General features: G+C 49.2%; 29 protein-coding genes. 23 read left to right on the forward strand and 6 right to left on the reverse strand.

Annotation, left to right across the window (positions count from 1 at the left end):
- Positions 1–92: 92 nt before the first annotated feature.
- The 7 genes from QL234_RS18190 to mutM all read left to right on the forward strand — a co-directional run bounded on the left by QL234_RS18190 (position 93) and on the right by mutM (position 3,617).
- Positions 93–398 carry a PilZ domain-containing protein gene (locus QL234_RS18190; RefSeq protein ID WP_281559220.1) on the forward strand — a complete coding sequence of 102 codons (306 nt, stop codon included), beginning with the start codon at positions 93–95 and terminating at the stop codon, positions 396–398.
- Positions 399–455: 57 nt separating this feature from the next.
- Positions 456–1,124, forward strand: coding sequence for an AAA family ATPase (locus QL234_RS18195; protein WP_044834322.1), 669 nt, complete (start codon positions 456–458; stop codon positions 1,122–1,124).
- Positions 1,111–1,503 (forward strand): hypothetical protein, encoded by a 393-nt coding sequence (locus QL234_RS18200; RefSeq protein ID WP_281559221.1) that lies wholly within the window; start codon positions 1,111–1,113, stop codon positions 1,501–1,503. Before QL234_RS18195 ends, QL234_RS18200 begins: the two co-directional genes overlap by 14 nt.
- A gap of 311 nt (positions 1,504–1,814) precedes the next feature.
- Entirely contained in the window at positions 1,815–2,051 is a 237-nt protein-coding gene (gene rpmB, locus QL234_RS18205; RefSeq protein ID WP_084692866.1) for a 50S ribosomal protein L28, read from the forward strand.
- 9 nt (positions 2,052–2,060) lie between these two features.
- Positions 2,061–2,216, forward strand: a complete 156-nt coding sequence (rpmG, locus tag QL234_RS18210; protein ID WP_044834320.1) for a 50S ribosomal protein L33 — start codon at positions 2,061–2,063, stop codon at positions 2,214–2,216.
- A gap of 96 nt (positions 2,217–2,312) precedes the next feature.
- On the forward strand, positions 2,313–2,792 hold the full coding sequence (locus tag QL234_RS18215) for a hypothetical protein (protein WP_281559222.1): 480 nt from the start codon (positions 2,313–2,315) through the stop codon (positions 2,790–2,792).
- Positions 2,793–2,801: 9 nt separating this feature from the next.
- A complete protein-coding gene (gene mutM / locus QL234_RS18220) occupies positions 2,802–3,617 on the forward strand; it encodes a bifunctional DNA-formamidopyrimidine glycosylase/DNA-(apurinic or apyrimidinic site) lyase (RefSeq protein ID WP_281559223.1) in 816 nt (271 codons plus the stop codon).
- Positions 3,618–3,665: 48 nt separating this feature from the next.
- Here mutM and coaD read toward each other — a convergent pair whose 3' ends face one another.
- A complete protein-coding gene (coaD, locus tag QL234_RS18225) occupies positions 3,666–4,148 on the reverse strand; it encodes a pantetheine-phosphate adenylyltransferase (RefSeq protein ID WP_281559224.1) in 483 nt (160 codons plus the stop codon).
- Positions 4,149–4,316: 168 nt separating this feature from the next.
- On the opposite strand from coaD, the gene QL234_RS18230 reads away from it, so the two are divergent.
- Positions 4,317–4,973: a TetR/AcrR family transcriptional regulator gene (locus QL234_RS18230; RefSeq protein ID WP_044834316.1), complete on the forward strand. Its 657-nt coding sequence runs from the start codon at positions 4,317–4,319 to the stop codon at positions 4,971–4,973.
- A gap of 11 nt (positions 4,974–4,984) precedes the next feature.
- Here the strand turns inward: QL234_RS18230 and QL234_RS18235 are convergent, their stop codons facing one another.
- The gene (locus tag QL234_RS18235; RefSeq protein WP_281559225.1) at positions 4,985–5,731 is read right to left on the reverse strand and encodes a 3-deoxy-D-manno-octulosonic acid kinase; all 747 of its coding nucleotides are present in this window, start codon (positions 5,729–5,731) and stop codon (positions 4,985–4,987) included.
- A gap of 50 nt (positions 5,732–5,781) precedes the next feature.
- Between QL234_RS18235 and QL234_RS18240 the strand changes: the two genes are divergently transcribed.
- Complete coding sequence (locus QL234_RS18240; protein ID WP_281559226.1) at positions 5,782–6,849, forward strand: glycosyltransferase family 9 protein; 1,068 nt, start codon at positions 5,782–5,784, stop codon at positions 6,847–6,849.
- A gap of 16 nt (positions 6,850–6,865) precedes the next feature.
- Here QL234_RS18240 and waaA read toward each other — a convergent pair whose 3' ends face one another.
- Entirely contained in the window at positions 6,866–8,167 is a 1,302-nt protein-coding gene (gene waaA, locus QL234_RS18245; RefSeq protein WP_281559227.1) for a lipid IV(A) 3-deoxy-D-manno-octulosonic acid transferase, read from the reverse strand.
- Positions 8,168–8,304: 137 nt separating this feature from the next.
- Between waaA and QL234_RS18250 the strand changes: the two genes are divergently transcribed.
- From QL234_RS18250 to glpG, 5 genes are all read left to right on the forward strand, one after another.
- Positions 8,305–9,150, forward strand: a complete 846-nt coding sequence (locus tag QL234_RS18250) for an alpha/beta hydrolase (RefSeq protein ID WP_281559228.1) — start codon at positions 8,305–8,307, stop codon at positions 9,148–9,150.
- A gap of 258 nt (positions 9,151–9,408) precedes the next feature.
- Positions 9,409–10,602: a glycine C-acetyltransferase gene (locus tag QL234_RS18255; RefSeq protein WP_281559229.1), complete on the forward strand. Its 1,194-nt coding sequence runs from the start codon at positions 9,409–9,411 to the stop codon at positions 10,600–10,602.
- A gap of 171 nt (positions 10,603–10,773) precedes the next feature.
- Positions 10,774–11,805, forward strand: coding sequence for an L-threonine 3-dehydrogenase (gene tdh, locus QL234_RS18260; protein ID WP_281559230.1), 1,032 nt, complete (start codon positions 10,774–10,776; stop codon positions 11,803–11,805).
- Positions 11,806–12,141: a thiosulfate sulfurtransferase GlpE gene (gene glpE / locus QL234_RS18265; RefSeq protein ID WP_044834311.1), complete on the forward strand. Its 336-nt coding sequence runs from the start codon at positions 11,806–11,808 to the stop codon at positions 12,139–12,141.
- On the forward strand, positions 12,138–12,998 hold the full coding sequence (gene glpG / locus QL234_RS18270) for a rhomboid family intramembrane serine protease GlpG (protein WP_281559231.1): 861 nt from the start codon (positions 12,138–12,140) through the stop codon (positions 12,996–12,998). The genes glpE and glpG overlap by 4 nt, the downstream gene beginning before the upstream one ends.
- Positions 12,999–13,060: 62 nt before the next feature.
- Here the strand turns inward: glpG and QL234_RS18275 are convergent, their stop codons facing one another.
- Positions 13,061–13,441, reverse strand: coding sequence for a flagellar basal body-associated protein FliL (locus QL234_RS18275; RefSeq protein WP_281559232.1), 381 nt, complete (start codon positions 13,439–13,441; stop codon positions 13,061–13,063).
- Positions 13,442–13,684: 243 nt separating this feature from the next.
- Here QL234_RS18275 and QL234_RS18280 point away from each other — a divergent pair, with 243 nt between their 5' ends.
- Positions 13,685–14,260: a chorismate lyase gene (locus QL234_RS18280; protein ID WP_281559233.1), complete on the forward strand. Its 576-nt coding sequence runs from the start codon at positions 13,685–13,687 to the stop codon at positions 14,258–14,260.
- A gap of 57 nt (positions 14,261–14,317) precedes the next feature.
- Complete coding sequence (gene ubiA, locus QL234_RS18285; RefSeq protein ID WP_281559234.1) at positions 14,318–15,181, forward strand: 4-hydroxybenzoate octaprenyltransferase; 864 nt, start codon at positions 14,318–14,320, stop codon at positions 15,179–15,181.
- A 54-nt stretch (positions 15,182–15,235) separates the two neighbouring features.
- On the opposite strand, the gene plsB is transcribed toward ubiA, so the two are convergent.
- Entirely contained in the window at positions 15,236–17,677 is a 2,442-nt protein-coding gene (gene plsB / locus QL234_RS18290; RefSeq protein ID WP_281559235.1) for a glycerol-3-phosphate 1-O-acyltransferase PlsB, read from the reverse strand.
- Positions 17,678–17,843: 166 nt separating this feature from the next.
- On the opposite strand from plsB, the gene QL234_RS18295 reads away from it, so the two are divergent.
- From QL234_RS18295 to QL234_RS18320, 6 genes are all read left to right on the forward strand, one after another.
- A complete protein-coding gene (locus tag QL234_RS18295) occupies positions 17,844–18,317 on the forward strand; it encodes an NYN domain-containing protein (protein WP_281559236.1) in 474 nt (157 codons plus the stop codon).
- Positions 18,318–18,429: 112 nt separating this feature from the next.
- Complete coding sequence (lexA, locus tag QL234_RS18300) at positions 18,430–19,044, forward strand: transcriptional repressor LexA (protein ID WP_281559237.1); 615 nt, start codon at positions 18,430–18,432, stop codon at positions 19,042–19,044.
- Between the two features lie 690 nt (positions 19,045–19,734).
- Positions 19,735–21,297: a cytochrome c oxidase subunit II gene (gene coxB / locus QL234_RS18305; protein ID WP_281559238.1), complete on the forward strand. Its 1,563-nt coding sequence runs from the start codon at positions 19,735–19,737 to the stop codon at positions 21,295–21,297.
- A gap of 11 nt (positions 21,298–21,308) precedes the next feature.
- Positions 21,309–22,901 (forward strand): cytochrome c oxidase subunit I, encoded by a 1,593-nt coding sequence (ctaD, locus tag QL234_RS18310; RefSeq protein WP_281559239.1) that lies wholly within the window; start codon positions 21,309–21,311, stop codon positions 22,899–22,901.
- Positions 22,902–22,913: 12 nt separating this feature from the next.
- On the forward strand, positions 22,914–23,471 hold the full coding sequence (locus QL234_RS18315) for a cytochrome c oxidase assembly protein (protein ID WP_281559240.1): 558 nt from the start codon (positions 22,914–22,916) through the stop codon (positions 23,469–23,471).
- Between the two features lie 41 nt (positions 23,472–23,512).
- The gene (locus QL234_RS18320; protein WP_281559241.1) at positions 23,513–24,397 is read left to right on the forward strand and encodes a cytochrome c oxidase subunit 3; all 885 of its coding nucleotides are present in this window, start codon (positions 23,513–23,515) and stop codon (positions 24,395–24,397) included.
- A 55-nt stretch (positions 24,398–24,452) separates the two neighbouring features.
- On the opposite strand, the gene QL234_RS18325 is transcribed toward QL234_RS18320, so the two are convergent.
- On the reverse strand, positions 24,453–24,662 hold the full coding sequence (locus tag QL234_RS18325) for a DUF2909 domain-containing protein (protein ID WP_281559242.1): 210 nt from the start codon (positions 24,660–24,662) through the stop codon (positions 24,453–24,455).
- A gap of 68 nt (positions 24,663–24,730) precedes the next feature.
- On the opposite strand from QL234_RS18325, the gene QL234_RS18330 reads away from it, so the two are divergent.
- The gene (locus tag QL234_RS18330; protein ID WP_281559243.1) at positions 24,731–25,489 is read left to right on the forward strand and encodes an SURF1 family protein; all 759 of its coding nucleotides are present in this window, start codon (positions 24,731–24,733) and stop codon (positions 25,487–25,489) included.
- Positions 25,490–25,500: the final 11 nt, after the last annotated feature.

Below are 25,500 nucleotides of genomic sequence, written 5' to 3' on the forward strand. Positions count from 1 at the left end.
AGCTTTATAGTTAGGGCTAATTAACATGTGATTGATTTTTGTGCGCGTTAGATGAATTAAATGCATTGAGTTAATGACGAGAGGGTAACCTGATGAGAGATGGTAGCAGTTTAGATATCGAACGCCGGGGGGCTTTTCGACTGGATATGGAAAAAGAAATGGTGGATGTTGGCTGGACCGATGGCGGTGGTCAGCAATACCAGAAAAAAGTCACTTGTGTTGACTTTTCCCGTACCGGCGTCAGGCTCGATAGTGATCAACCTATTCCGCTGGAGACAAAAACCCATATCCTGTTTAAAGCGGCGAGTCCCGGGAGCAAATCTATGACAGGGAAAGTTGTCCGCTGTAAAAAGCAAGACAATGGCTGGTTTGAAATTGCATTACAGTTAGATGATTAGTCTTTGGCTATACTAAACGAATAAATCCCCGGCAGGTGACCATAAAGGACTGGCGATATGATGATATTAGTGGGTGGTGAAAAAGGTGGTAGCGGCAAGAGCTGCCTGGCGCAAAATCTGGCGGTATTCTTTGCCCGGGAAAAGGATGCCATTGTGCTTATGGTAGACTGTGATCCGCAAAGAACCACTTCAGACTGGATCCAGGCGCGCAATACCGATCCGACCCTGCCCGCCATTAACTGCATTCAACTCTACGGTAAAATTCGCAATGATTTACTGAGCCTGAATCAGCATTACGATCATGTGATTGTCGATTGCGGCGGCCAGGACAACCTGGCATTGCGCGCCGCGATGTCGGTTGCAGATCATGTGATCATTCCCTTAAGGCCCAAGCGCCGGGATTTGAAAACCGTGGCCCATATGGAAGATATGCTCAGTACCTGTAAGATGGTTAACCCGAAAATGCTCGCCTCTTTTGTCATTACTCAGTGTCCTTCTTTACCCAATCAGGCCAGCCGTATTTTGGAAGCAAAAGAAGTGTGCAGCTCTTATGGTATTAATGTACTCGATGCCGTGACCTTTAGCCGCAATGTCTATGATGACAGCGAAGAAAAAGGTTCTTCGGTACTGGAAATCGATGCCGAGGGAAAAGCGGCCGGCGAAATCATTGCTATTGCCGAAGAGATACTGGCGATGAAACCGGACAACTCGCATGAGTTTAACTGATCTTAAAAAGTCGAAAAAACCGACCGGGAAAAAGAAAAACTTCACCGTGGATGAATTTATTTCTGATGCGGAAAATTACGCCAAAGGTCAGCCGGAGATAGTAAGCAGTGATGCCGAGCTGAAAGAGCCGTTAAGTCTGTCCCAGGCCATTGCCGTGGCCGAAAAACATCTCGCCCAAAAAGAAGAGCAGCAAAAGCCCGCCAAACCTTTTCGCCATGCGACTTTTACTTTAAGCGAAGAAGCGATAGCGCAGTTACAGCTGTTGGCCAATGAAAGTAAGCTGGCCAAATCCCATATTATCCGCATCCTGATTGCCGAGTTATGCAGCCAGGAGCAGCATGAGCAATTGAAAAAGCTGCTGTCATCTGATACTAATTGAAGCCGCCGGGGCGGTTTTCATTGCTGTCACCCTCAGTTTTTTGATGCTAGCCGGCAAGAAATCCCGGTGTAAATTTGTCCATATAGACGTATTAAACAGCAATATTTGTTGCAAAAACTCGCGATTTCTTTGGCTTTTATTTTTGTAATTTATTGAAATAATTAGTTAAATATATAGTTTTCACTTGTGGGCAGAGAAAAGCTGGCATTCATCATTTAGTTTCTCTATAATATGCCACCTTTTTCAGGATCCCAAGGCGACGGCCGTGGGGCAAGATAGCTCGAGCTGAAATTAATTTTGGAGTGACTCACATGTCTAAAGTTTGCCAAGTAACAGGCAAAAAACCAGTCGTAGGGAACAACCGTTCTCACGCAAGAAACGCAACTCGTCGTCGTTTCTTACCGAACCTTCAATCTCACCGTTTTTGGGTTGAAAGTGAAAATCGTTTCGTTAAATTACGTTTAACCCCTAAAGGTATGCGTATTATCGATAAAAAAGGCATCGATGCTGTATTAGCAGACATCCGTGCTCGCGGCGAAAAAGTTTAAGGAATTATTATGCGTGATAAAATTCGTTTAGTTTCCAGCGCCGGTACAGGTCATTTTTATACTACTGATAAGAATAAAAAGACTATGCCTGAAAAAATGGAAATCAAAAAGTTTGATCCAAAAGCACGTAAGCACGTGATGTACAAAGAAGCTAAAATCAAGTAATTTTGGCTTTCTTGACAAAAACCCGGTTTTTACCGGGTTTTTTATTGCCTGAAATTCAGTATCATTAAGCTATTGGTAAACGAGACAGGTGTAGGGATGAAGTTATCACGGGCCGGCTGGAATAATGTCATTATTTTTTCTGTTATGGGGATGATTTTACTGATCAACCAGATGAACAAAGGTCTGATGGAGCCGGGAGAAGCTGACAGCGGTCAGGAAGTTTATATGATTGACCGCCACAGTGCGATCTTAACCCTGGAAGTCAACCAGCAGCTCCTGATTGAACGTATCGGCCGTACCTGGCGTGCAACCCCCGCGATAATAACCGGCCAGGCACTGGATCAGATGATGCTGGCCTGGCAGGACAACAGCGGCACTGTGGTGGAGGCGCCGGCAGGGCTGGAACAGAGCTCTGCCGTGGTGGTAACCGTCCATCTGGCGGGACAGGAGCAACCTCAGGTGTTTAGCCTTTATCCCGTGTCTGAACAGCTGTTTCTTTATCATCACAGCCATAAGAGCTGGTTGTCTTTACCCTTACCTATCTACCGGCAGTTATTACCGCCGTCCCTGTTGTAGTGAGTATTTATGCCCGAATTACCCGAAGTTGAAGTGTGCCGTTTGGGGATCAGTCCCCATATTCTCGATCAGCAAGTCACCGATGTGATTGTGCGCAATGCCAGGCTGCGCTGGCCGATCCCCGATGAGGTCAAGTTGTTGGTGGGCCATAAAGTGCAGGCGGTGGATCGCCGCTCCAAATATCTGTTGATCCGCTTTGAAACCGGCACCTTAGTGTTACATTTAGGCATGTCGGGTACTATCCGGGTGATCAGGGCAGATACGCCGGTGGCTAAACATGATCATTTTGACCTGGTGTTTGGCCACAACAGTGCGTTGCGCCTTAATGATCCCCGGCGATTCGGCGCGGTATTATGGCTGGATCAGCATCAGGATGATTTGGGGCTGTTAAGCAAGTTGGGACCGGAGCCGCTCAGTGACGATTTTGCTCATGGTTATCTTTACAGCAAGGCCAAAAACCGCAAAGTAGCCATTAAAACCCTGCTGATGAACAACCAAATCGTGGTCGGGGTCGGTAATATCTACGCCAATGAAGCCCTGTTCCAGGCGGGCATTTTACCGACTACACCGGCCAATACCCTGAGCGAGCAGCGCCTGGATAAATTAACGGATATTATCAAGGAAGTGCTGAAAGCGGCGATCAAGCAGGGGGGCACCACCTTAAAAGACTTTACCCAGGCGGACGGGCGCCCGGGGTATTTTGCCCAGTCACTTTTTGTTTATGGCCGGGCCGGAGAGCCTTGCCTGCAGTGCAGCAGTGAGTTGCTGGAAGTAAGGCAGGGTAACCGCAGTTCTGTGTATTGTCCCAGCTGCCAAAAGGATTAAGGGCCAATACTTTTGGCAACCGGTTTAACTGCTTTACGGTAAGTCTCTTTAAGCTTTAACGCTCTGGGTCAGGGCTGCTTTAACGACCGGGTGAACGAATTGACTGACGTCCCCCTGGTGCAAAGCGACTTCTTTTACCAGGGTGGAAGAGATAAAGGAATTTTCTTCTGCCGGTGTCAGGAACACACTTTCCAGCTCGGGGGATAAACGCCGGTTCATATTGGCCAGCTGGAATTCATATTCGAAATCCGATACCGCCCGCAAACCCCGGATCAATACTTTAGCCTGGTGAGTTTTGGCAAAATCCACCAACAGGCCGCTGAAGCCGACCACAGTGACATTGCTCAGGTGCTGGGTGACTTGCTGGATCATATCGACCCGCTGCGCCAGCTCAAATCTGGGCTTTTTGCTCGGGCTGGCTGCCACACCGACGATAACTTCACTGAATAAATGGCTGGCCCGCTCAATCAGATCGGTGTGGCCGTTGGTCACCGGATCAAAGGTACCCGGGTAAATTGCTTTTATTGTCATAGCTGCGGTTAATTGCTTGGTGATGCTAATATTGTAAAGGGCTGGCTGGCTTAATAACAACCGGGATCGGCGACTTTTGTTAAAGTATTTACTCGAAAGCCTTTCCGTGAAGCATTTTTTGATAGTATGATAGAAAAATTACTGTGGGCATTATAAGAAGATAATAATATGAAGACGCGTGATAAAATAATACAAGCAAGTATTGCATTATTTAACGAGCAAGGGGAGCGTAATGTAACGACCAATCATATTGCTGCCCATCTCGGTATCAGTCCGGGTAACCTTTATTATCATTTTCGCAATAAAGAAGACATCATCTTATCTATTTATGAAGAATATGCCCGCAACCTGGTATTAGAGACTTTCCCTCAGGTCTCTCCTGACGTAAAACCCCTGGATGCCATCATTCTTTATATGGATGCCGTGTTCCAGGCGATGATGAAATTCCGATTTTTCTACAGTAACTTACCTGTGCTGCTGGCGAAAAATCCGAGTTTGCGCGATAAGTATGTCAGCGTACAGCAATCCATCGCCGAGCGGGTCAGTCAGTTGCTGGTGTCCCTGCGCGATGCCGATATGATGGACTTTGATGTCGAAGAGCTGCCGGACATTGTCAGTATCTTACGTCTGGTGAATACCTTTTGGATCAGCTTCTACCAGACCCAGAATATCGATGTTGAGATCAACGATGCGGTCTTCTATCAGGGAGTGCTAAAAATCCTGGTGATCATCCGTCCCTATATTACAGAATCTGCCATGCCTGAATTTCTCAAAGCCAGAGAAATGTATCAGCAACGTTATATGAATGCCCTGCATGCGGCTTAGGGCATAAAACACTATTGACCTTGTTGGTAACCCTGCATCAGCATGTGCCAGTGTTGTTCCTGCCAGTGAAAACCGGGTATTTTATGTTGTTCTTTGCGAAAAGATCTCAGTAACCTCTCCATATTCGCCTGCTGCCAGCTTGGCTTGACGGTGCGTTGTTCGCCGCGGTCAAAATCGATCAGGAACACCTTATTTCTCTGGTCCAATAAAATATTGTGGCTATTTAAATCGTGGTGGTAGATGCCGTGATCATGAAAGCGCCGTATGGTAGCGCCGATATCAGCCCAAATGCTTTCATCAAGACTTTGCTCGCTTAATATACCCACCAAATCCCGGGCATCTTGAATGCGGGTGGACAGCAGATCGGCGCGGTAAAACAGTCCCTGACGTTTCACCCTGTAGGCTACGGGCTGGGGCGCCGGTAAGCCCAGTTGCTCTAAGATTAACAGTAAGGAAAACTCCCGGGCCGCCCGGGTATTTTTTTGTCCGCTAAACCAGTAGCTGTCTTTGTTAAATTTGCCGATCAAGCCGCCGCGGTAATAATGCCTGAGCACCCATTGTTGTCCCTGGTGTGAGATGAACCAGGTGGTGCCTCTGCCCTGGGCGCTGCCGCTGACGGCATTAAGTTGTTGCCAGTAATTTTCGCTGAGCATTTCCGGGGAAAAATCGGCGATTTTTGCTTCGTCAAAGACACAGTAGATATTTTCCTGCTGTAAAACTTTTTCCCGGCAAGGTTTTACAATTGCTGGCTGGTTCAAGATAATAGCCCTAATTTTTCAATTCAGCTGCCTATTGTGGTGATTCCTTAATGCCGGGTCAAATAACTGCTCCAAAAAATTTATGTTTATTACGTTTATCTGCTATTGGTGATGTTTGTCATGCCGTGGCTATGGTGCAGCATATTCAGCGCCATTGGCCCGAGACGAAAATTACCTGGGTAATAGGTAAGATAGAAGCCAGTTTGCTGCAGGGACTGGACAACGTAGAGTTTGTTATTTTTGATAAAAAAGCGGGTCTGCAAGGTTACCGGGATCTGCGTGCCCAGCTTAAACAACGCAAGTTTGATTTGTTACTGCATATGCAGGTCGCCTTAAGGGCCAGTCTGGCCAGTTTATGTATCCCCGCCAAGGTTAAAATCGGTTTTGACCGCAAGCGCGCCATCGAAGGACAATGGCTGTTTACCAACAAGCGCATTGCTGCCCAGGAGCATCCCCATGTGCTGGACGGCTTTATGGGTTTTGCCCGGGCCCTTGGCTTGGAACCGGCCCGTCCGCAATGGCAGATGCCGATCACAGATCAGGATATGCTCTGGGCCAGTGAGCAATTTAGCGGTGAGCGGCCGCTGGCGGTGATATGTCCTGCCGCCAGCAAGGCTGAGCGTAACTGGCATGCCAAGGGTTATGCACAGGCGGCGGATCATTTGGCGCAGCTGGGTTTTTTACCTGTGATCTGCGGCGGTCCTACTGAACTTGAGCAGCAACTGGCCACAGAAATCAGTAAGTTGAGCAAGACCCGGGTAGAAAACCTGGTGGGCAAAACCAGTTTAAAACAGCTGCTGGCGGTGCTTAAGCTGGCGCACCTGGTGATAGCCCCGGATACCGGGCCGGCGCATATGGCAGTCACTGTCGGTACCCCGGTAATAGGTTTATACGCCCACAGCAACCCGCACCGCACCGGTCCCTATTTGTTTCAGCAATATGTGGTCAGCTGTTACCAGCAGGCGGTGCAAAAACAATATGGTAAACCCCTGAGCAAACTTCCCTGGGGTGTCAGGGCCAAAGGCAGCGATTTGATGAATGACATCACCATAGAGCAGGTGAAAGATAAAATTCGCCAGCTGATCGCCGATCATTATCCACAATTGAGCCAGTTGTAAACGTCAATGAAGGTCTTTAGTCGTTACCCGCTAATAACTGGCTTAACTGCTTGAGGCTAAAAGCACTTGCTCCCTGGTTTTGCCGGACAATGTGATAGCCATTCTCCCCTAAGGTTTGTGCCTGCTGCGGCGATTCGAGCAGGTTTTGCACCTGCTGTGCCAGTTCGTTGCTGACATTTGCTGTCGCAGCCAGCTGTATCACTGCCTGCTGCCGGGTAAACTGCTGATGGATTTCGGCAAAATTACTCATATCGCCGCCGACTATAACAGGTTTTTTAAACAAGGCCGGTTCCAGCGGGTTATGGCCGCCGATATGACTGAAGGTGCCGCCGATAGTAACGATATCCGACAGGGCGTAAGCCGCCATCAACTCTCCCAGGGTATCTAACAGCCATACCTGGGTATCGTTTTCCAGAAGCTGGTTGGCTGAGCGCTTGATGACCGATAGCCCGGCATCCTGGCATAACTGATGGACTTTTTCGAAGCGCTCCGGATGGCGCGGCACCAACACCAGTAATAATTCCGGTGTGTTAATACTGACTTTCTTATAAGCCTCAACAATCAGCTGCTCGTCTCCTTCATGGGTGCTGGCGGCGATCCAAACAGGTCCCCTGTTTGCCAGCAGTCGGGATAACTCTTGTTGCTTATTACTGATTTCAGCCGTTTGTGAGATATCAAATTTTAAATTTCCCGAGACTATACAGGTGTCCGGCTGGGCCCCTAAAGCGAGAAAATTATCTTTGTGGGCTTGGCTTTGCGGCAAGATGGCGGCAAAACGTTGTAATGCCGGGGTGATTAACCAGCTTAGTTTCCGGTAACTTTTTATGGAGTTTTCAGACAAGCGGCCGTTAACAAGCAGTAAGGGGATATTTTGGCCGGCGCTTTGGCTGATTAAATTAGGCCATAATTCGGTTTCCATAAACACTATGGCTTTAGGGGCGAGTTTGTGGAGAAACAGTACGCTGCACGGCCAGATGTCTAAAGGTAAATAACAATGCTGAACCCGGTCGGTAAAAAGTTTTTTTGCTTGCGTTGAGCCGGTAGGGGTAAAGGTGGTGAGGGTAACCGGCAGGTTGGGATAAGCCGCTAACACCTGTTCAACAAAGGCTTTTAACGCCATGACCTCGCCGACACTGGCGGCATGGATCACTATACCGCCGGGTTTTATGCCTCTTGGCAGCAAGCCCAACCTTTCGCCCAGTCGTTGCCGGTATGCCTTATGCTTGGTTGAACGAATAAGCAGCACTATAATGATAACAGGCAGGTTTATTAGGAAAAATAAGCGGTAAAGTAACAATGCCAGGTGATATTTCAACATTTAGCCTTATCAAAGCAATTTAGCTTTATAAACTGGGAGATGGCAGGATTATCGCTGAGATCAGGTAATATCCAAAGTAAAAATATGCTGTTATCGTGTTTTAGGGGTATCAGCTAAGCAATAGGGGTGGAGTAGTTATGGTAACGGATAAATCGAAAGTAGTTGTGTCCTGTGTTATGCCACGTGGTTTTCACGTTTTATTGTACCTTGTGCTCTTTGCTGTGCTGCTGATGACCCCAGTTTCCCAGGCAAAAGATACCTACAGGTTGAGCCAGCTTTCACCGGCTGCCCCCGATAAAAACGCCGGGCAAAGCGTCAGCTTCCAAACTCAGGATAAGTTTGTGATCCACGGCCGGTATTTTTCCGGCGAAGAGGATGCCTCCGGGGCCCTGATCCTGCACGATTGTAACCGGGACAGCAGCCGTTATGCCGAGCTGGGCAGAACCCTGTCGGCAAACGGCTTACATGCTTTAACCATAGATTTGCGCGGTTTTGGCCGCAGTATTTCCGAGGAATTTTCCGAGCGTAAAATTCATCTGCGCGCCCGGGATATTACCAGTTACCAGGGACAACTTGCCGCCTTAAGGGCTTACTGGCATGACGATGTGGTGGCCGCTTATCTGTATTTACGTAAAAAAATTGAGCGCAGCCAGGGAATTTCCGTGGTGGCCAGCGGCTGTTCCTCGGTTCAGGCGGTGAGCCTGGCGGATAAAATGCATATCAATGCTATGGTATTGATCACCCCGATGATGGATTATGCCGATAAAGAGCGTTATAAGGAGCTGATGGATATTCCCAGCTATTTTATTAATTCTGCCCAGCATCTGGAGAGCTTTAAAACCGCCAAAGAGTTGTTTGAATGGAATGGCTCACGCAAGTCGAAAAGCCAGGTTTTTAAAGGCAACCGGGTGGAGCAGGCGCTGTTAAATGCCAACCATTACCTGGTGGAAGACATTACTTTATGGTTGAAAATGAACCAGTGACCTGCGTTGGTTATCCCCGGCAAGCCCTGTCTTTGTTGTCCGCCATGAATATTTTCATGGCCGGTTTTCAAAAATATCGATTTGTAACACAGATCGGACTATACCTGAGCAAAAATTATCGTACAATACGGGCAATTTATTAGTCGATACCGTTTGTTTAGCGTCTCTTTTTTCATGCCTGTGCTGTAACAGCATGTTTAGCTATGAAAGTCTTGCTAACGGACGGTGAATCATCATTAGTTAACTGCCGAGGCGTTTATGTCATCGAATTTTTATAGTCACCTGCAAACAGAGTTGCAACAAGTCAAAGAAGACGGTTTATACAAGGATGAGCGGGTGATCACCAGTGCTCAGCAAGCGCAAATTGCCGTAAATACCGGCGAAAAGGTTATTAATTTTTGCGCCAATAACTATTTGGGCCTGGCTAACCACCCGGATCTGATCGCCGCGGCCAAGCAGGGACTGGATGAGCACGGCTTTGGTATGGCCTCGGTGCGTTTTATCTGCGGTACCCAGGATATTCACAAAACCCTGGAGCAGAAACTCAGTGATTTCCTCGGCATGGAAGATACTATTTTATATTCTTCCTGTTTTGACGCCAACGCCGGTTTATTTGAAACCTTGCTCGGGCCGGAAGATGCCATTATCAGCGACGCCCTTAACCATGCTTCAATTATCGACGGCGTCCGTTTATGTAAAGCCAAACGTTTCCGCTATGCCAACAACGATCTGGCTGAGCTAGAAAAATGCCTGCAGCAGGCGGATGAAGCCGGGGCGCGTTTTAAACTGATCGCCACCGACGGCGTCTTTTCCATGGACGGCGTGATTGCCAACTTAAAAGGCATCTGCGACTTGGCGGATAAATACAACGCCCTGGTGATGGTGGATGACTCCCACGCGGTAGGTTTTGTCGGCGAACAGGGCCGGGGCAGCCATGAATATTGCGAAGTCATGGGCCGGGTGGACATTATCACCGGTACTTTAGGCAAGGCCATGGGCGGCGCCTCCGGCGGTTATACTTCCGGTAAAAAAGAGGTGATCGACTGGTTACGCCAGCGCTCTCGTCCGTATTTATTCTCTAACTCGCTGGCGCCGGCGATTGTTAATGCCTCCATTAAAACCCTGGAATTATTGGCCAACGGCGATGATTTAAGACAACAATTAAAAACCAATGCCAGCTACTTCCGTGAGCAGATGGAAGCGGCGGGCTTTACCTGTGCCGGTGCCGATCACGCCATTATCCCTGTGATGCTCGGCGATGCCAAGGTTGCCGGTGAAATGGCCAACCGTTTATTAAACGAAGGCATTTATGTGATCGGTTTCTCTTTCCCTGTGGTGCCAAAAGGCCAGGCACGTATCCGTACCCAGATCTCTGCCGCCCACAGCAAAGCACAGCTGGATCAGGCGATAGCAGCCTTTACCCGTATCGGTAAAGACATGGGTCTTATCTGATAACGAGTCTGTTAAGGGCTGATTAAGCAAAATAAAGTGTGAGCAGGGCTGCCCGGTGGCGGCAGGCCCTAAGGAATATTCTCACCGGTTAACGGATAGCCTGAATGTTGGAGCATAATTCAGGCTATTATTTTAAGGCCGACTGTTAAGGTCTTATCACAGGTAAAAGTAATGAAATCACTGGCAAAACTCAAAGCAGAACCCGGGATCTGGATGACCAAAAGCGTCAAACCTAAGCTCGGCCATAATGATCTGCTGATCAAAATTAAGAAAACCGCCATTTGCGGTACCGATATCCATATCTACAACTGGGACGAATGGTCGCAAAAAACCATTCCCGTGCCTATGGTGGTGGGGCATGAATATGCCGGTGAAGTGGTCGGTATCGGCCTGGAGGTCAAAGGTTTTGAAATTGGTGACCGGGTCTCCGGCGAAGGGCACATTACCTGTGGCCATTGCCGCAACTGCCGCGGCGGCCGCACTCATTTATGCCGTAATACCATAGGGGTCGGCGTGGATCGCGCCGGGGCTTTCGCCGAATACCTGGTGATCCCCGCCTATAACGCCTTTAAACTGCCGGATGAAATTTCCGATGACCTGGCGGCGATTTTTGATCCCTTCGGCAATGCCGTACATACCGCCTTATCTTTCGATTTGGTCGGTGAAGACGTCTTGATCACCGGCGCCGGTCCTATTGGCATCATGGCGGCAGCCGTGGCCAAACACGTCGGCGCGCGCCATGTGGTGATCACGGATGTGAACGACTATCGCCTGGAACTGGCGATGAAAATGGGGGCGACCCGGGCGGTGAATGTTGCCAAGCAAAACTTAACCGAGGTTATGTCTGAACTGGGCATGAGTGAAGGTTTTGATGTCGGCATGGAAATGTCCGGCGTACCGGCGGCCTTTACCGATATGCTGGAAAACATGAATAACGGCGGCAAGATTGCCATGTTGGGTATTCCCGGCAAGGATATGGCTATTGACTGGAGCAAGGTCATCTTTAAGGGCCTGACCATCAAAGGTATCTACGGCCGGGAAATGTTTGAAACCTGGTATAAGATGGCCAGTTTAGTCCAGTCAGGATTGGATTTATCGCCGATTATTACCCATCATTTTAATATTGATGACTTTCAGCAAGGCTTTGATGTGATGCGTTCGGGTCAGTCGGGCAAGGTCATTCTCAACTGGGAGGATGAATAAATGTCGCAGGATGACACCCGGTTTAAGCATTTTAAAACCAGTGACTTGCATCAGGTTTTGGCCGGTGGTGAGTTTACCGTGGTTGATATCCGCGATCCGGCCTCGTTCCAGGCCGGTCATATTCCCAAGGCGGTGCACCTGAGCAATGAATCCCTGGCGGATTTTTTGCGCAGCGCCGATCCCGATGCCCCTGTGGTGGTGTGTTGCTACCACGGCATTTCCAGCCAGCAGGCGGCGCAATACCTGATCAGCCAGGATTTTACCGATGTCTATTCGTTAGATGGCGGTTTTACCGAATGGCAGCAGGTTTATCCCGATGATGTTGAACACTCATGACTGAGCAGCCGCTGCAGGCACTGGTTGAGATTAACCAGCAGGCCATCGCCTTATTATTCGTTAATCACCTCACCAGTTTGGGGATCCGGGCTGAGGCGGTGAGCGAGCAGGATGTTTATGTGGTTTATTGCCCGCCGGATAAAATCTCCCAGGCGAAAGCGGAATTTGAGCAGTTCAGCCAGCAGCCCTATCACCCCAAATATCAGCAGGCGGCGTGGCAGCACGGCAATGCCGGGCAGGTGCAGGCCAATGGTCCGTCGCTGCTGGCAAGTTTCAAAGAGCACTTTCTTGCCCATGCCGGTGTGGTGACCTTAACGGTTTTTGCCTTATGCTGGCTGGTGTTTTTTGCCAGTTTATTCGGCGGCGCCCGTACTATTTTCAGCTATCTGCAGTTTTATCCGCAATTTTCCTGGCAGGCGTTTGTCGATCAGCCGCTTAGGTTACTGGGACCGGCGTTTTTCCACTTTTCCTGGTTGCATATTGTCTTTAATACCATGTGGTGGTGGCAGCTAGGGGGCAGTGTGGAAAAAATCCTGGGTAAAGGGGTTTTAGTCCATTTGCTGCTCTTGTCGGCGATTGCTTCTAATGTCGGACAATACCTGGTGTCCGGGGCTAATTTCGGCGGCTTGTCCGGCGTAGTTTATGGTCTGGTGGGTTTTGTCTGGTGGATGGGCTGGCTGGCGCCGGAAAAAGGGCTGTTTTTATCTAAGCCTTTGGTGGGCTTTTTGTTGTTCTGGTTACTGCTCGGTTATACCGATGTCTTACCGATCAATATGGCCAACACCGCACACTTGCTTGGCCTTATCAGCGGCTGTTTACTGGCGGTAGCGCAGGCGGTGTGGAAAAAAGATACCTGATTTTCACCTGCTAAAAACAAGCAGGCAACTGTGTCTGCTTGTTTTTCCACTTTTCTAAGCTTTTAGTTATCCAGCCACTGGGTAAAGAGCAACTTCTTCACTAAAGGTTTGCCGGTTTCCTGGGTCAGTAAATTTTGTACTTTAAGCTCACATAAGCGCTGGATTTCCGAGCGGCCGCGGATGGATTTTATTTTTTCTTCCGGCTGCTGGCCGATAATGGTAATAATGGCATCGCGCAACAGCGGTGAGTGGTGCTCAACCACTTCAAAATTATTGGGGCCTTCGATCATCAACTCTACCGTCAGGCGCACATAACCCATTTTTTTCTTGACCGCGACATAGTTGGTCACGATCGCCGGTTCAAAACCATAATAAACGTAATCGGCTGCTTTGGTTGTCGGTAAGGCTAACAGACAGACAAAAAACAAAAGAGATTTTTTCATAATGGTCAACATGTGTTTCGTGATAAGAGAAAAGTTCTTGGCGCTATAATAACCTGATTTTTGGTTAAATAGTCTAGCATTTTCATAAAAAACTGTTTTTTATTTAGTGCTGATAACAAGATAACCCCTTAACAGGGGCCAGGCAGCAAATTCTTTACCGCTTAAGGGATTCATTATGGGAAAGCTCAAAACCCTGATATCATGTGCGCGTTTAAAGATAACAGTCTACTAATATCAATGGCGATGAGTGAACAACATATTTTATTTCCGGTAACCCTGGACGTGCGCTGGCAAAGGCCGGCGGCTTATGCTTTAAATGCCGGTTTGTCTGACTGGTTGCTTGCCCCGGGCTCCCTAACCGCAAGATTAAAGCAGTTATGCTCACACTTTCGGGTTGAAGTGCTGGGACAGCAAATGTTGCCGTGCAGCGCGGCTGAAGCCCATGGCGACATCAAAGCGGGTGATCAGGTGCTGGTGCGGGAAGTGATCCTCTATTGCGATGATGTGCCGCAGGTTTTTGCCAGAAGTTTATTGCCGTTAACCAGCTTAACCGGCAGCGAGCGGCAATTGGCCCACCTGGGGGAGCAGCCCCTGGGACAGGTACTGTTCAACAGTCCCGATTTAGAGCGTAAAGATATTGAAGTTGCCTGCCTGGACCGGCAAAGCCCGGTGGCGGGGTTGGCCCGGATGATGGCGCTTGAAGATGCCACTGAGCTTTGGGGCCGCCGTTCGTTATTTTACCTGCAGCAAAAGCCGATTATGGTGGCGGAAGTCTTTTTGCCCGGCGCCTTTGCCTATCAGGAAGCTGTGGTTGTTTAATGTATCAGATTTAGGCTATTGGCGGGTTAGCGCCTATGGCCTGCAGGAGTTTTTGTTTTGGTAAATGATATAGCCACTAAGTGGCGGGGTGTGGTTGAGATCACCCGCTTGAATAAACCCATCGGCAGTTATCTCTTGCTGTGGCCGACTTACTGGGCCTTATGGGTGGCGGCCGGCGGTTTCCCCGGGCTGGAATTGCTGGTGATCTTTACCCTGGGGGTTTTTGTGATGCGCAGCGCCGGTTGCGTCATCAATGATTTTGCCGATCGCAAGGTGGACGGTCAGGTGGCGCGTACCAGTGAGCGGCCTTTGATCACCGGCTTGATCAGCGAAAAAGATGCCCTGGCGTTATTCGGCTTTTTGCTGGGGATTGCCCTGGCACTGGTGTTATCCCTGAGCTGGTTCACGATACAACTCTCTTTTATTGCCCTTGCCCTGGCAACGGCCTATCCCTTTATGAAGCGTTATACCCATTTGCCCCAGGTGGTGTTGGGGGCGGCCTTTAGCTGGGGTATGATCATGGCCTTTGGCGAACTTGAGGGCAGGGTACCGACGGTGGCCTGGTTGTTGTTCGCCGCCAATTTGTTATGGACAGTGGCCTACGATACTATGTATGCCATGGTGGACCGGGACGATGATATCAAGATCGGGGTGAAATCTACCGCGATATTATTTGGCCGCTTCGACAAGCGTATTATCGGCTTGCTGCAGGTATGCACCTTAGCACTGCTGGTACAAGTGGGTGAGATGCTGGCCATGGGTTGGCCTTATCATTTGAGCCTGGTGATTTGCGGCGGCCTGTTTTGTTATCAGCAAATGCTGATCAGCGGCCGTAAGCGTGAGCTGTGTTTTCAGGCTTTTTTAAATAATCACCTGGTGGGGTTAGTGATTTTCACCGGCTTCTTTATCGAATATCTTTAATTTTCGCGTTGATTAAAATGGCCGGGCAGTGAACTGCCCGGCGGGTATCAGCCGTTAGCGGGCGATGCTTTGCAACACTTCAATATCCACCAGGTTGGTGACGATAGCTTTCAGCTCCGCCAAGCCTGTACTCTCGATTAAGCGTCCCTGTTCATCGACACCGATATAACCTTGCTCTTTCATGGCGTTGATCAGGGTGCCCTGGGCTTTTTTATCGATAAATTCCGGGGCATTGATATTGCTGAGCACCGACAGGCGTTTGGCAATGGCGACGACTTTTTCTTCCAGTTCACCTTTGCCTACCGGCGCCAAACGGCACACCAGGGAAGTGATGATGGCAAACCTTTGCAGGGTTTCATCGACACATTCGCCCATTAACCGCACCTTGGTACGCAACTGGGTGTCATCGGTGAGGGACCAGAAACCGGCCTTGCTCTGTTTGGCAATGTCTTGCCGGCCAAGGAAAGCTAACACCTGCTCAACCTGCTGAGCCACCGTTTGCTCATCCTGCCATAAAAACAGATCGCTTTTGCTCAGGGCAATGATTTTCTGGATTTGTTCAACCAGCTCATTGTGATTGATTTTCGGGGTAAATTCCAGGATGCGACATACCAGGGAAGGCAAGGCATAGGTATGCAAGATGTTATTGCGGTAATAACGCATCTCCAATACGGAAGAGCCGGTCAGGGAAACAATGGCGCCGAAGCTGTCTTCGCTGACGGTGACCTTGCCCAACTTGATCACATGGGCCAGTAACTCGCGGCCGTTTTCTTCCGGCACCGTCAGCAAGTCGCTGTAGGGCGCCTGGCGCTGCATATCCAGGAAGAAGTCGAGCTGGGCTTCCAGTTGTGCCTTGGACAGGGCTTTGTTTTCCGATGACTGTAAAATCAGCGCCGTCAGGGCAACACCGTTTAAGGCGGCAGAGCGGTTGACCGAGGTCATCACCTGGTTGGCCAGCACATTGACACTGGGGGTTAACCAGCTGGGTTTTTGCGGGTCGATAGGGTCGATGGCGGCTTTCCAGTCGGGCACCTGCTGGTTCAGGAACTGGTTGATATTCATCGGCTGGCCGAAATTGACATAACCTTTACCGTAATTGCGCAGGTTTTTGATCGCCTTCAGTACGCCGAAGATGGACTCTTTTTTCTTCTGGCTGCCGCTTAATTCCTTGTGATAAGTACCCACTTCCATCACATGCTCATAACCTATGTAGACAGGCACCAGGGTTAACGGCCTGTCTATGCCCCTGAGCAGGCTTTGGATGGTCATGGCCAGCATGCCGGTTTTCGGCGCCAGCAAACGGCCGGTGCGGCTGCGGCCGCCTTCGGAGTAATATTTGACCGAATAACCGCGTTCAAACAATAAACCCAGGTATTCGCGGAAGATGGTCGAATAAAGGCGGTTGCCGCGGAAGCTGCGGCGAATGAAAAATGCCCCGGCTTTGCGGAAAATCGGTCCGGCGGGCCAGAAATTCAGGTTAATGCCGGCGGCGATACGCGGCGTGACCAGGCCTTCATGGTAGATAACATAGGTAAGCAACAGGTAATCCATATGGCTGCGGTGGCAGGGCACATAAATGATCTCATGGCCGTCCTGGGCAAGTTCGCGCAAGACTTTGGCATTTTTGACTTCGATGCCGTCATAGAGGCGGTTCCATAACCAGCTGAGCATGCGTTCGCCGAAACGTATCATGGAATCGCGGTAATCACCGGCAATTTCATCCATGATCGCCAGTGCCTGTTTTTTCACTTTCGCTTCATCAAGCCCTTTATTTTTCACCTCGTCGGCGATCAGCCGCTTGATGGACGGGTTGGCAAACAGGGCGGTAAACATCTGCTGCCTGTGCATCAGGCGCGGGCCGGTGGCGGCTATGGTCTGGCGGTAAAAATGGAAACGGGCCACACGCATAAATTTATGGGCGGTGCGTTCGTCATGACCGTGCTTGTCCACCATATAACGGAACGACAGGGCTTCGCTAAAACGCACTAAAGTATGGCGTCCGAGGAAGAGGACAATAAAAAACTTGCGCAGCCAGTTCGGAGATTCCTGATCCGCGAGCAAGGTGCCGACATTGGCATCGTTTTTTTCCTTGGCCGGGGTACGTCCCCAGATCAGGTTGGCGGGGATCAGCCGGGCATCGAGTGTCTCGTCCAGGTGATGCTGGTTCAGTATCGCCAGCCCCTGGCTGGTGGCGGTGGTTTTACCGGCTTTACCCCAGGGCAGTACCGAAGAAGGTTTTTCCAGACATAAGGTGCGGGGGAATAACTTGTCCCCGAGCTTGACCTGGCCCAGGGGATCCGGCAGTTTTTGCTGCTTACAGGCGCTTTGCAGCGCCAGCAGATCGCTGGCGCTCTGGTAACGCACGATATAGAAAATCGGCTTTTCGGGCGTTACAGCGGCGGATTTATCCTGGTTGTCAGGAACTATTTTACAGCGGACTAATAAGCGTACCGGCAGTTTTAATAATAAATAAAATAATGAACGTAGTGCTAACATATTGTTTCGACCAGCTTTATCAAGGGCGACATTTTAACACCCTTAAATTCACTTGTCCTTAAAGCAAATAGATTAATTCTTGGGCGTTTATCGGTGAACTTGCTTTAGTTTCGTTTTCATTCCTGTTAGCTTAGCGGCGGATCGGGTTGATATCAGGATGTTCTCAGTGAAAAAAATCGCCGTGTTTGTCGATGTGCAAAATATTTATTATACCTGTCGCCAGGCGTACCGGCGGCAGTTTAATTACCGCCGCTTCTGGCAGCAGTTAAGTGAGCAGGGAGAGATAGTGGTTGCCAATGCCTATGCCATCAACCGCGGTGATGAGCAGCAACAAAAATTTCAGAGTGCGTTGAAACATATAGGTTTTAACGTCAAGCTTAAACCGTATATTCAGCGCAGCGACGGCTCCGCCAAAGGGGACTGGGATGTCGGCATCACCTTGGATGTGATGGATGTTGCCAAAAGCGTCGATACGGTAGTCTTGCTGTCGGGAGACGGCGATTTTGATCTGCTGTTAACCAAAGTCAGGCAGGATCACCAGGTCAGCTGCCAGGTATACGGCGTGCCCCAGTTGACCGCTGCTTCCCTGGTGAATGCCGCCGATGACTTTGTTGCCATTACCCCGGCGCTGCTTCAGTAGCTAAAGCGCTTTATTGGCAGTAAAAACCAATCATATTAAGACAATAGTTGCGTTTATCCCAAGGCTGTATATACTGACAGTATACATTACTGTACAGAATAACAGGATACTTATGCGCCCGTTAACGCCAAGACAATCACAGATATTTGATTTGATTAAGGAAAAAATTTCTGAAACCGGTATGCCGCCGACGCGTGCCGAAATCGCCGATTTCTTTGGTTTTAAATCCGCCAATGCCGCCGAAGAGCATTTAAAGGCGCTGGCGAAAAAAGGCTTTATTGAAATGTTGCCGGGCACCTCCCGCGGCATACGCCTGGCGGAAGAATATGTCGAAGAAACCGGTTTGCCCCTGGTGGGACGCGTGGCCGCCGGTGAGCCGATTCTGGCCCAGGAGCATATTGAAGACAGATATCAGGTCGATGCCAATTTGTTTAAGCCGGCGGCGGATTATCTGCTGCGGGTCAACGGCGAAAGCATGAAAGATATCGGTATTATGGACGGTGATTTATTGGCGGTGCATCAGACCCAGGATGTCCATAACGGTCAGGTGGTGGTGGCCCGTGTGGAAGATGAAGTGACGGTGAAACGCTTTAAGCGTGAAGGCAATGTTGTCTATTTACACGCAGAAAATGAGGCATTTTCGCCGATTAAGGTGGATTTGAGCGCCGGACATTTTAATGTCGAAGGCATAGCGGTAGGGGTGATCCGCTCAGCCGACTGGATGTAAATGATATCGGGTTGCGCCAGCTAGTGGCGCAACCTTTTGTGATCACTTCCTGGTGCGGTTTTTAGCCTGGTTCCCCGGGCTGGACTCTCTATTTTGAGCGCCTCAGCTAAAGCTATCCGGTGAAAACTCCCTGTTAACCTAAATTTTCGTTAACCCTAACCTTTTATTAGCCTGTTCCACGGTTTTTCACTTGCTTATTACTAAATAGGAATCATTCCGGTCAGTCTGTTTTTTAAACAGATGTTTACTTTTATTATTTTTTAACTGAGACCTGCGTTATTTTTATTTTCCTGTTTTTGATGGAATTTTTAGAAAAATTTTTTGACTTTTTCTAATTTTCTGAACTGCTCTCCAAGGCTTGTCTTGCCTGCTTTTTGAACGGCTTTTGCGTTATTTTTATTCTCTGCTATGTCGCTGACTTAGAGTGCTAACTCTACTGTATTTATTCGGTTTTTTTTTGATCTAAATCACAAAAGGCTAGACGCTGACCGATTTTTGAGTAATTCTAGAACAGAATTCAATCAGGGAATGATTCGAGAAAATAGTAAAGGCAAAGGGGTTTGGTTTAGCCAAAATTCCCTTTGGATAACAACAAGAATAAATAACAGAATTCGAAATGGCGAGCCGCGTAGTACTCTGTGTTTTTGTTTTCTGTTTTTTGCATTTTTATCAGGACAGAGGAGATGTCGAGTGAACAGACGTAACCTGGGGGCGCTGGTCACGGGAAGTATACTTTCCGGATCGGCATGGGCAGATTCGCAGTTAAATCTGACCCAAGGCGTAACAGAAATCAGTAGGCAGGTATATGATCTCCATATGCTGGTGCTCTACATCTGCACTGCCATCGGCATTGTAGTCTTTGCGGCAATGTTTTGGTCCATGGCGTTCCATCGTCATTCCAAGGGGGTCAAACCGGCGACTTTCCATGAAAGCACCAAAGTTGAGATGCTTTGGACCGCAATTCCCATTCTTATCTTAATCTCCATGGCGGTGCCCGCCACCAGCACTTTGATTGATATGGAAAACAATGATGATGCCGATATCACAGTGCAGATCACCGGATCTCAGTGGAAATGGCATTATAAATATTTCGATCAGGATATAGAGTTCTATTCGGTATTATCCACACCCAGGGAGCAATACGAAAATCTCGACGGCAGCTCGGCCGTCAAAGGGGAGCACTATCTGTTGGAAGTGGATAAGCCGCTGGTTATTCCCATCAATAAAAAAGTCCGTTTTTTAATTACTTCCGATGATGTTATCCACTCCTGGTGGATCCCTGCCTTTGCGGTAAAACAGGATGCCAACCCGGGTTTTATTAACGAAGCCTGGACTAAGGTGGATGAGCCGGGGATCTACCGCGGCCAGTGCGCCGAGTTATGCGGTAAAGATCACGGTTTTATGCCGATTGTGGTCGATGTCAGATCCGAAGCGGATTATGCCCTGTGGCTGGATGAGCAGAAAATGCTGATCGCCCAGGCGGCGGCAGCGGAAAAGGCGTCTTTGAGCGCCGAAGCGTCTATGGATGAGCTGATGCAGCTTGGTGAGCAGCTCTACATTGCCAATTGTGCCGCCTGTCACCAGATCAACGGCGCAGGCTTACCACCGGCCTTCCCGGCCTTGAAAGATAGTCCAATCGCTTTAGGGGATGTTAATGCCCATATCGATATTGTTTATAACGGCAAGGCCGGCACCGGCATGCAGGGCTATGGCAAACAATTCAGCTTAAAAGAAATTGCCGCGGTCGTGACTTATGAGCGTAATGCCTGGGGCAACAATACCGGGGATGCGGTGCAGGCGTCACAGGTGAATGCGGTCGCGGGCGATGTCAGCGCCGACAGCGAGCCGGCCAAGGCCGCAGCAGAAACTGCGCCGGCAGCAGCGGCAGATACACCTGCTGCAGAACCGGCACCGGAAGAAGACCTGAGTAAGGTTTATAGCATGGATGAGCTGATGACTATGGGAGAGCAGGTTTATAACACCAGCTGTGTCGCCTGTCACCAGCCCACCGGATTAGGTTTGCCGCCGGCATTTCCCGCCCTTAAAGGCGGCGCCATCACCACAGGAGATAAAGCGGGCCATATCGACATGGTGCTTAACGGCAGTGCCAAAAACCCTGCGATGCAGGCCTTTAAAGCTCAGTTAACAAAAACACAAATTGCCGCCGTGGTGACCTATGAAAGAAATGCCTGGGGCAACAATACCGGCGATCTGGTTCAACCGGCAGACATAAACGCTGCAAGTGCGAAGTAGGGGGAAAGGAAATGACTACAGAAGTTATACATGATTCGCACCAAGGTGATGAACATCATGATCATAAAATGACCGGGTTTAAACGCTGGTTATATACCACCAACCATAAAGACATCGGCTCTATGTATTTATGGTTCTCGTTTATCATGTTGCTCATCGGCGGTGCCATGGCCATGGTGATCCGGGCGGAATTGTTCCAGCCGGGACTGCAGATCATAGAACCGGACTTTTTCAACCAGATGACCACGGTCCATGGCCTGATCATGGTCTTTGGCGCCATCATGCCCGCCTTTACCGGGCTGGCCAACTGGATGCTGCCTATGATGATAGGGGCGCCGGATATGGCGCTGCCGAGACTCAATAACTGGAGTTTCTGGATCTTGCCTTTTGCCTTTAGCATTTTGCTGGCATCGTTTTTCATGGAAAGCGGTGCGCCGAATTTTGGCTGGACTTTTTATGCCCCGCTGTCGACCACCTATAGCAACGGCAGTACGGCATTTTTTGTATTCGCCGTGCATATCATGGGGATCTCTTCCATCATGGGGGCGATCAATATCGTGGTGACCATCATGAATATGCGTGCCCCGGGTATGACCTATATGAAGATGCCGCTGTTTGTCTGGACCTTCTTTATTACCGGTTATCTGCTGATCGCGGTGATGCCGGTGCTGGCGGGCACCGTGACTATGGTGTTGACGGATACCTATTTCGGCACTACCTTCTTTGACGCTGCCGGCGGCGGCGATCCCGTGATGTTCCAGCATATTTTCTGGTTCTTCGGGCATCCGGAAGTGTATATCATGATCTTGCCGGCGTTCGGTATTATCTCGACTACGATTCCGACCTTTTCCCGCAAGCAACTGTTCGGTTACAGCTCTATGGTATACGCGACCGCGTCTATTGCCTTTTTGTCCTTTATCGTCTGGGCGCACCATATGTTTACCACAGGCATGCCGCTGTTCGGCGAGCTGTTCTTTATGTATTGTACCATGCTGATTTCTGTGCCTACCGGGGTTAAGGTCTTTAATTGGGCCGCGACCATGTGGCGCGGCGCCATCAGCTTTGAAACCCCTATGCTGTTTTCCGTGGCGTTTGTGGTGTTATTTACCATCGGTGGTTTCTCCGGTTTGATGCTGGCGTTAACGCCGGTGGATTTCCAGTATCATGATACCTACTTTGTTGTTGCCCATTTCCATTATGTGCTGGTGACCGGCGCCCTGTTCTCTATTTATGCAGGGGTCTATTACTGGTTGCCGAAATGGACGGGTTATATGTACAGCGACGCCTTGAGTAAATGGCACTTCTGGTGTTCGCTGATCTCGGTAAATATTTTGTTCTTCCCGATGCACTTTTTGGGACTGGCGGGTATGCCGCGCCGGATCCCGGATTATGCCCTGCAGTTTGCCGATTTCAATAAATGGGTCAGTATCGGCGGTTTTGCCTTTGGTTTGTCGCAACTGATCTTCCTGGCCTTGCTGCTGAAATGCATTAAAGGCGGCAAAAAAGCCGAGGCTAAGCCCTGGGACGGTGCTGATGGTCTGGAATGGACGGTTGCCAGTCCTGCGCCTTATCATACCTTTGAAGTACCACCGAAAATTAAATAAAGGGTAAACACTATGGATAACGCACCTGGGAAAAACAAGCAAAAGCAGGCGATCAATAACACCATTAAGAAGTTGGTGGTGCTGGTGTTTGCCATGTTCGGTTTCGGTTTTGCCCTGGTGCCTTTATACGATGTGTTTTGTGATATTACCGGCCTTAACGGCAAGACCTCGACCGAGGCGGCCAGTGTTAAGGATGCGGGTGTCGATAGTGAACGTACCGTGACCGTACAATTTATCAGCCGTACCGCACAGGGCATTCCCTGGCAGTTCGAACCTATGATAAATGAAGTGAAAGTACATCCCGGTGAAATGAAATTTGTTAAGTTTTACGCAAAAAACCAGTCGATGCGTGACATCGTCGGTCAGGCGGTGCCTTCGGTGTCGCCGGGTAGGGCGGCCAACTATTTTCAAAAAATAGAATGTTTTTGTTTTAACCACCAGCCGCTTAAGGCCAACGAAGAGGTGGAAATGGCGTTGCAGTTTTATGTTGATGAAGAATTACCGGAAGACGTATCAACATTAACCCTTTCCTATACCTTATATGATGTTACGGAAAAATCTGATTCATAACGTTATTTAACGCGAAACAGGCGTGAAACAGGGGAATAGTGATGACAACGAAAGAGTATGAAACTTATTATGTCCCGGCCCAGAGTCACTGGCCGATTGTCGGGGCGATAGCGTTATTTTTAATTGCTGTCGGGGCGGGGGAATATGTCTCCAACCTGAAAAGCGAAGAGGCGGGCTTTGGCGGTTATGTGCTGCTGGCGGGCATTGCCCTGGTTATCTATATGATGTTCGGCTGGTTTAACAATGTGATCACCGAGTCCATGTCCGGCAAGTACAGCCACCAGATGGACGGTTCTTTCCGCCAGGGCATGAGCTGGTTTATTTTTTCCGAGGTGATGTTTTTTGCCGCTTTCTTTGGTGCCCTGTTATATGCCCGGGTATTTTCCGTGCCCTGGCTTGACGGCGCCGGCAATAACTTTATGACCGGTGAAGTCTTGTGGCCGGAATTTACCGCCACCTGGCCGCTGATCAAAACACCGGACGGCACAGAAACCACCGCCATGGGCTGGTACGGTTTGCCTTTGCTTAATACCATTTTGCTGCTGACTTCATCCATCACCGCCCACCTGGCCCACGTCGCTCTCGAAGAAGGCAAGCGCCCTATGGTGAAATTCTGGCTCGGATTAACCGTGCTGCTTGGGGTGGTTTTTTTATTCTTCCAGGTGATGGAATATGCCCATGGTTATTCCGATGAAATGAAGTTATATCTCGACAGCGGCATCTATGGCAGCACCTTTTATATGCTGACCGGTTTCCACGGCATGCACGTTACCCTTGGGACCATAATGTTGTTTGTGGTCTTGCTAAGGGTATTTAAAGGGCACTTTACCCCGGATAACTTCTTTGCCTTCCAGGCGGCAAGCTGGTACTGGCACTTTGTTGATGTTGTCTGGGTGATGTTGTTCGTTTTTGTTTACATCTTATAAGGTTCGCCCGTGCAGGGGATTTTTCCCTGCGCGTCGCAAGCTTACCGAACCCGGCCTAAAAGGGGCGCGGGTTCGGGGTAATAATACCGGTTAATATGCCCAGCAGTAACAAGATCACCAGTACCACGGAAGCCATCAGCCGCCGGCCGATAAATTTCGTCATCGAAGGTTTTTCAGGATCGTTTTTATTCATGATAAACAAGGCCCTGAATAAGTTGTAAACCATAAAGGCAAGTAACGCTATCGCTATGATTTTGATATACATAAAAACCTCCTTTTCCCTGTACTGTGCTAAAAACAGCTTTGCTGGCCGGTGTTTTTTGTTGAGTTTGTATGCATAAGGCTCTGCATAAAATATCACCGGGTCATTTGCTGTGGTTGTTGTTTACCTTGCTGGTATTTTCATCATTAATCAAGCTCGGCGTATGGCAATCTCAGCGGGCAGAGGAAAAAGAGCAGAGATTAACACGTATTTCCCAGTACCAGATGCAGGATGCCCGGCCATTAACACAAGTGCTGTCGCTTGAGCAGCAGGGGCTGGACATCAATGATATGCCGGTATTGCTTGAGGGGCAGTTTGCGCCAAATGCGCTGTTTTTTCTTGATAACCAGATGGACAATGGCCGTTTGGGTTATCGGGTGTATCAGGTGTTCTTGTCGGGACAAGCGGCTGTGCTGGTTAATCTGGGTTGGGTACCGGGCTCGCTAGACCGTCAATTACTGCCTCAGATCCAGCCTGTATCCGGGCTTTTCACCTTAAAGGGCAATGTCCGTAAGCTCGAAAGTGGGGTGATGCTGATGGAGCAGCAATTGCCGCCGAGATTGCTGGCAGCAGATGAATGGCCCCTCAGGGTCCAGCAGATAGAGCCGGAGAAATTTTCACCGTTAATTGCTCACCAGCTATTGCCCTTTGCTGTTTACTTAGATAAAAATGAAGCAATAGGATATAAAAAAAATTGGCAAGCGGTTGTTATGTCGCCACAAAAGCACAGGGGTTATGCTTTTCAGTGGTTCAGCCTGGCTTTCGCTTTTCTGGTGTTAATGGTGTGGGCAAGTCTGCACCATAACAAACAGAGCAAAAATAATAAATGACAGGGATATTA

Origin of the sequence: Thalassomonas sp. RHCl1, from assembly GCF_947387555.1 — a bacterium.
GTDB lineage: Bacteria > Pseudomonadota > Gammaproteobacteria > Enterobacterales > Alteromonadaceae > Thalassomonas.